This is a genomic window from Aequorivita xiaoshiensis, assembly GCF_022008395.1.
In the GTDB taxonomy this organism is placed as follows: Bacteria; Bacteroidota; Bacteroidia; order Flavobacteriales; family Flavobacteriaceae; genus Aequorivita; species Aequorivita xiaoshiensis.
On the sequence record NZ_JAIRBB010000024.1, the window covers coordinates 1 to 6905 of the forward strand.

Sequence of the window (6905 nt, forward strand, 5' to 3'; positions counted from 1 at the left end):
ATAAAGAAAAAAGAAAAATTTAAAAATTCAGCTCGTGTATAATCCGAAACGATAGCGTCTTTTTACACGCTACGTTTCATATACGGAGACGTTGTACCCAATTTGAGAAATGCAGAAAACAGATGAATATATAGCGAAAAGATTAAAGTGGAAAGCTGGAAAACACAGCCTTCCAACCCAACATTCGTTCTTATTCGAGAGTTTGCCGACTGAAAACCAAAAATTTTACACGGAATTATTTAAATCTCAAAATATTGGAATTCCTGTTTTAGTTTTCACTCAACCGAAAAATGACAAATGGACTGTTTTTGGAACTCGGAAAATAGTTTGGGGAGAATATGACAACTTTGAAAGTCTGCTGATAAGTGATATTAAAGAAATGCGACCTCAATCGTTAGTTGAAATTAGCGAAACTGGAAAAGCAACAAGAGAACAAGTGAAAAAAGCTGAATGGGATGAACTGACAATCACTAATCTGAATTCTGAACAGTTCGTTATTCCAGCCTTTAAAGGTTCTGACTTTTTTGCGATGTGGAATATTTTACTAATGAATTGGCAATTGAATCGGAAACAAAAATTAGAAAACTAAATGCCAAATAAGATAATCCAAAAATCACATATCAATAGATTGACTAAAAATAAAGAATATAACTATCCTTTTCACTCAACTGAAATTGGAGAAGTGGAATTTACTCGCAATTTTAATACTGGATATTTTAAAGATTTGACCTTTAAGAAAATCAAAGGTGGTGGAAAATTCGGAGGGAACTACATCTGCATCGAATTAGATGATGAATATAGAATTTCTAAATATTAAAAACTGGGTACAACACCGTATATAATTTATTGCTGGCTTCTCGCCTACTTACGAAAGTCCTCGCGGACTTTCTTGGTCGGTAATTATTTACTAAATTAGTTGCTTGAAACACGCAACAAACCATATACAACAACGTTGGCAGTAATGTGAAAAAATCGAGAATATTTTTAAAGGCATTTTTTAAACACTAACTTTGTAGAATGTTTTATAGAAGAAAAATAATATTATCATTATTCCAACTTTGTAACGGAAATGTTGAAAAAACTAAATTACAAAAGTTGCTGTTTTTATATAGTCAAAGAAAACGAGAATCTGAATATGACTTTGTACCATATAAATTTGGGTGCTACTCTTATTCAGCACACGCTGATTTAGTGACAATGGTAAAAAAAGAGTTTTTATCTGAATCGGAAAGAGGTTATTCGAAAATTGACCCTAAAGATTATTTACCTACTCTTAAACCTAAAGACAGAGAACTATTAACTGAAACAATTGACAGCTACGGAAATATGGCAGGTGAAGCCTTAATAAGACATACTTATATTAATTTCCCATATTATGCAATTAACAGTACAATTTCTGAAAGAATATTAAACGAAGAATATTATAATAGAGTTTTAAATACAATACCAAGTCAAAATGAAAAATCCGTTTTTACAATTGGTTATGAAGGAGTTAGTTTAGAAAAGTATTTAAACAAACTTGTAAAAAACAATATTAAACTTTTAGTTGATGTTAGGAAGAATCCTTTGAGTATGAAGTATGGCTTTAGCAAGACTCTACTAAAGAGATTTTGTGAAAGTTTAGGGATTAAATATATACACATTCCAGAAGTCGGAATAAACTCAAATAAAAGACAAACTCTTGAAAAACAAGAAGACTATGATTTACTTTTTGAGAGTTACAAAAAAACAACACTTAAAGAAACATCAACCCAACAACAAGAAATCATTAATCTATTAAACGAGTATAATAGAATCGCACTTACCTGTTTCGAATCAAACATTTGTCAATGTCACAGATTACCATTAGCTGAATCATTGAAATCTATAGAATCTGATTTAGTTGTTGAACATATATAATTTATGGCAAAAACAAAGGTTCTAATAACAGTTAAAACATATCCAGCAATTTCTGGAAAATATGATGAATTAGTTTGTACAGCAGGATTTACCGAAGATGGAAAATGGATTAGAATTTATCCTGTTCCTTTCCGAAAAAAAGATTATTCGGAACAATATCGAAAATATGAATGGATTGAACTAGACTTGGTTAAAAATACGAGTGATTTTCGACCTGAAAGTTATAGACCATATTCAATGGATAGTGAAATAAAAATCCTTGAACATTTAGATACTGCTGGTAATTGGTACTTACGAAAAAAATCAGTTCTCAATAAAGTATATGAAAACCTTGCAGAACTAATTGCAGAAGCTAAAAACAAAGAAATATGTACTTCTCTTGCTGTTTTTAAACCTACAAAAATCAAAGATTTTGTTGCTAAAGAAGTTGACAGAGTTTGGGATAAAAAGAAAATCGCGAAATTAAAAGCACAAAGAGAACAAGGAAATCTATTTGAGCATCCTGAAGACCCTTTTGATGTAGTTGACAAGCTACCATATAAATTTACTTATGTTCTTGAGGACAATCAAGGAAAAGAAAGCCGAATGATGATTGAGGATTGGGAAATTGGAGCTTTATATTGGAGACAACTTGCCAAATACGAAGGAAATGAGGCAAAAGCAGTTGCTGATGTGAGAAAAAAATACTTTGACGATTTTGCTATGACTAAAGACTTGTATCTGTTTTTAGGAACATCTCAAGTTCACCATTATGTATCTCACAATCCATTTATGATTATCGGAACTTTTCATCCAAAGATTGAGAATCAAACTAAACTCTTTGAATAAAACACTACTGCCAACAAAGTATATAGCTCATAGCTAGTTAGTTGCTTATTCGAAGTTAAGGCATTTTTGGAAAGTCGCCAAATTTTTAAATTTAACGATTTCCAATAAAAAGATAAATAGTAAAATTTAAAAATCTGGCTTGTGCTTAATCCGAAAATAATTTTCTAATTTGCACGCTACGAGCCATATACAAGACCGTTGTGCAACAGTTAAAAAAAAATCGTGAATAACATTAAAATTTATTTATTAGCTATAATCTTTGTCGGATGCTCAACACCTAAAAGACAAATGACCGACATATGTTTGAATGTAAGGGGTATTCCATCAAAAGTTTCTCAAAGCCGAATTAAAGAAACTACAAATAAGACAATTGGAACAATTAGAGGTTACATAAAAAACCGAATTGATAGTATTCCGAATACGAATGCTATAATTACAAGCAAAGATTTCCCTGATAAAATTGGATATTATTCTGCTGATGAAAATGGATTTTTTGAATTTCAGATTGAAGAGGGAGAATATGAATTAAAAATTAGTTCATTGGGAACGGATGATTTAAAAAAGAATGTGTCAGTAATGAACGGACAAGCAGTAGAGTTAGAAATATTTATTGGAATTGGAAATTCTTGGACTGATTTCTCAACTGAAAATCCAAGAAAACTCAAGAAAAAAATCAGAAAACAAAATAGAGAGCGAAAACGTAAATATGGCGGATAAAACCGTTACACAACAATGTATAACCGCAATTACGGCGGATTCAACTACGTCCGAATCCACTCGGAATTGCTAACGTCTGTGCCAAACCGAAAATTAACGCATACTAACCCGTAACTGACGGTTATACGAGACCGTTGTGCGTAAGTTGACCAGCAACCTAAAACCAATAAAATGACAATAAAAAATTCATTGAATCTGAAAAAAGGAATAGTCCTTGCTATTGGAATTGGATTGTTTATTTTCATTTTTTGGAATTCGCATAATCACACAAAAAAATATTATCAAAACACTTTAAACGGAATAGTTGAATACAAATTCCAATCTAGAAGTGGAATTTTAGTGAAGTTTTATAATATTGAAGATTATGTTGATTTAGAAATTGGTTCATCAAATATGAAATTTATTGAGAAAGGAGATTCAATTTCAAAACCTGCAAAATCTAGCGAGTTATTTTTGTTTAAAAACGACACGACAGCAGAATATCCAAAGTACTTTTATCTTGAGAACGCGGAAAAATATAATTAATCGGAAATATAAAACCTACGCACAACACCGTGTATAATTAATTGCTGGGTTTTAGCTTACTTACGAAAATACTCACGTATTTTCTATTCGGTTTTTATTTGCTAACTTACTCGCTAAACCACGCAACTAATCATACACAAACACGTTCTACACCATTTGAAAAAAATAGTCGTCATAGCATTAAACATTCTGATTTTAATCGGATGTCATTCCAAAAGTAAAAGGGAATTGATAATCGATAAAAAACCTATTGTGAAGGAATACCGAACTGAAACAAAATTTTTTGGAGACAGTCTTAAAGTTATTTCTGAATATCGAGGGGATACAATAATTCAAGAAAGAATCGATTTAAAAACTTCTGATAACAACTTTGACAGTTCATATACTACAATTTCAGTATGGTCGACAAGAGCAACTTCTCGTTTAGATTGCTCGGATAAAATAACCCTAACTATTGATGGAATAGATTTTAAATTTTGTTATGAGGACATATTTCAAAAAATCGACAATACAATTAAAAAAGCTAAGGAAGAGGACGAACCTCAGAAAGTCAATAGATTAATTGAAACAAAAAATAAGTTCTTAAATTATAAACGAAATGATCAAGAAGATTTAAGTCGAATTAAGGAATTTTTCCTTTTTGAATTATTACGTGAAATTGATTTTAGCGCTTACGACAACCAAACAAAAGCAACGGTTCAAAAAGTCCGCATAGTAAAATATGACACCAATTTTGCAGGTGGAAGAACTTATTATTTAATTACAAAAACCAATGACACTATTGCAAGATTTGACCGAACTGAATATATACGTTAAAGATGATGGCAGAAAAACGGTGTAGAACACTGTATAAAAAAAATAGGGCAAATCAGTGCTAAACCCAATGTTTCAGGCGTATTTGCAAGGTCGCCAAATCTTTTGATTTGGCTTTTGGAGAAAAAATAAAAACAAAATGCAAAAGATTTGGCTTGTGGATAATCCGAAAGGTAATTGCTTATTTTCAGCCCTACTTCTTTTATACTAAACGTTGTGCGTAAGCCGAAAAAACAAAAAGACTAATGAAATTTTATATCGTTCTTACCCTTTTTCTGCTCTCTAATACAATAATGGGACAGAATTTTCATACCGAATTTGAATATGATAATAAAACTAATAATGGCATTACAATTAAGAATAGTTATCCAAAAGGTGGACAAAGATATACAACAACAAACGGAAAAGAATATGTTTACGTAACATTTTGGACTTGTATTACTAATAAGGCATCTTCTAATTTGGAATTAGAAATAAATTTTTCAACTAATTCATTTGTAATACCTTCAGAACCCAATATAAACTTCAATTTGTTTTTACCAAATGACGAAATGATTCTTGAAAAAGAAAAATTACCGAATTACGGATTGGATATAATAAGTTTCCTTGACGAAAACATAGATAAGCCCTCTAAATTGAAAACAGTAATTGAACCAAATAGCTCTTATCTTTTCTATTCGGTTGTTATCTCTAACCAAGGGGTAAATGGAACGATAAGAGCCGGATTTGAATTACAAAAAGAAGAGCTAATTTACAAAATCAATAGCCACGAAATTAATTGCGGAAAAATAATAATAAAGTAATATTTTGTGCATCAGATGGCGGAAAGGCCTAAGCACAACAACGTATAAAATTAATTGCTAGTGCAAGCCTACTTACGAAAATCCTCGCGGATTTTCTATTCGGTTTGTATTTGCTAAATTAGGTGCTTAAACCACGCAACTAATCTTATACAAATCCGTTGTACAGCATTTGACGAATGACAGAAACAGAAGAACAAATACAAGCAGATTACAAAAATCGTATCAACCGAGTTTTTGAATTTATCGATGAAAACTTGGATTCTGACTTATCGTTAAAAACCGTTTCCGAGATTGCTTTTTTCTCACCATTTCATTTCCATAGAGTTTTCAAATTTGTAACAGGTGAAACCCTAAATGAATATGTAATAAGGCGAAAAATCGAGAAATCATCTTTGGATTTGTTACACAAGAATATAACTACAACTGAATTAGCTCATAATTTTGGATTTAGCGATAATTCTTCCTTTTCACGAACCTTTAAAAAATATTTCGGAGTTAGTCCGACCGAATTCAAAAAGCAAAACCCAAACAGACATAGCAAGATACGTCAACTCGAAAGCAAGAACGGACAAGACTATCCTGATTGTGAAAAATACATTTGCATCATTGATAATCTTAAAAAATGGATAAAAATGAATGCAAACATCGAAATTAAAGAAATGCCGAAAATGGAATTGGCTTACGTATCGAGTATCGGACCTCAAAATCTCGAAACAGCTTATGGAAAGCTGATTCAATGGGCAACACCCAAAGGTCTGATGAATGACCAAACTAAAATGGTAACAATTTACCACGACAGTTTTAAAGTTACCCAAGCGGATAAAGTAAGAATGAGTGCCTGTATTTTGTTGGACAAACCTACCGAAACCAAAGGCGAAATTGGAACGACCTCAATCGAAAACGGAAAGTGCATAGTTGGTAATTTTGAAATTGGATTAAATGAATTTGAGAAATCTTGGACAGGTTTATTCTTGTGGATGAACGAAAACGGATATAACAAAGCTGATAAAGAACCTTTTGAGATTTATCATAATAATTTTAATGAGCATCCTCAAAGAAAAGCTATTGTTGACTTTTGCATACCGATTGAATAAAAAACGCTGTACAACATTGTATAAGCGTAATGCGGGCTAAAGTGCTAAAATTGGACTAATTGAATATTAACAAACATAAGGTAAAACTGAAAGCGTAGTGCTTCTAATCCCGCACTACGCTTATACTTGGCCGTTGTGCTTAATTTACCAAAATGCGAATAATAGAGATAAATGGAAATAAATTTTCAAATATGAAAGGATTTTATCGAGAGATAGAATCAAAAAT

The 6905-nt window shown here is 31.5% G+C and carries 9 protein-coding genes; all 9 read left to right on the forward strand.

Annotated elements, in window-relative coordinates; genetic code table 11:
* The first annotated feature begins 109 nt into the window (after nucleotides 1-109).
* Nucleotides 110-589: a hypothetical protein gene (locus K8344_RS13540; RefSeq protein ID WP_237609213.1), complete on the forward strand. Its 480-nt coding sequence runs from the start codon at nucleotides 110-112 to the stop codon at nucleotides 587-589.
* Entirely contained in the window at nucleotides 590-817 is a 228-nt protein-coding gene (locus tag K8344_RS13545) for a hypothetical protein (RefSeq protein ID WP_237609214.1), read from the forward strand. It abuts the gene before it with no gap.
* A 200-nt stretch (nucleotides 818-1017) separates the two neighbouring features.
* Nucleotides 1018-1899 carry a DUF488 domain-containing protein gene (locus tag K8344_RS13550; RefSeq protein WP_237609215.1) on the forward strand — a complete coding sequence of 294 codons (882 nt, stop codon included), beginning with the start codon at nucleotides 1018-1020 and terminating at the stop codon, nucleotides 1897-1899.
* A 3-nt stretch (nucleotides 1900-1902) separates the two neighbouring features.
* Entirely contained in the window at nucleotides 1903-2727 is an 825-nt protein-coding gene (locus tag K8344_RS13555) for a hypothetical protein (protein WP_237609216.1), read from the forward strand.
* Between the two features lie 288 nt (nucleotides 2728-3015).
* Nucleotides 3016-3444, forward strand: coding sequence for a hypothetical protein (locus K8344_RS13560; protein WP_237609217.1), 429 nt, complete (start codon nucleotides 3016-3018; stop codon nucleotides 3442-3444).
* 171 nt (nucleotides 3445-3615) lie between these two features.
* Entirely contained in the window at nucleotides 3616-3969 is a 354-nt protein-coding gene (locus tag K8344_RS13565) for a hypothetical protein (protein WP_237609218.1), read from the forward strand.
* Nucleotides 3970-4197: 228 nt separating this feature from the next.
* Nucleotides 4198-4785, forward strand: coding sequence for a hypothetical protein (locus K8344_RS13570; protein ID WP_237609219.1), 588 nt, complete (start codon nucleotides 4198-4200; stop codon nucleotides 4783-4785).
* A 242-nt stretch (nucleotides 4786-5027) separates the two neighbouring features.
* A complete protein-coding gene (locus K8344_RS13575; protein WP_237609220.1) occupies nucleotides 5028-5585 on the forward strand; it encodes a hypothetical protein in 558 nt (185 codons plus the stop codon).
* Between the two features lie 176 nt (nucleotides 5586-5761).
* A complete protein-coding gene (locus K8344_RS13580; RefSeq protein WP_237609221.1) occupies nucleotides 5762-6679 on the forward strand; it encodes an AraC family transcriptional regulator in 918 nt (305 codons plus the stop codon).
* The last annotated feature ends 226 nt before the right edge of the window (nucleotides 6680-6905 follow it).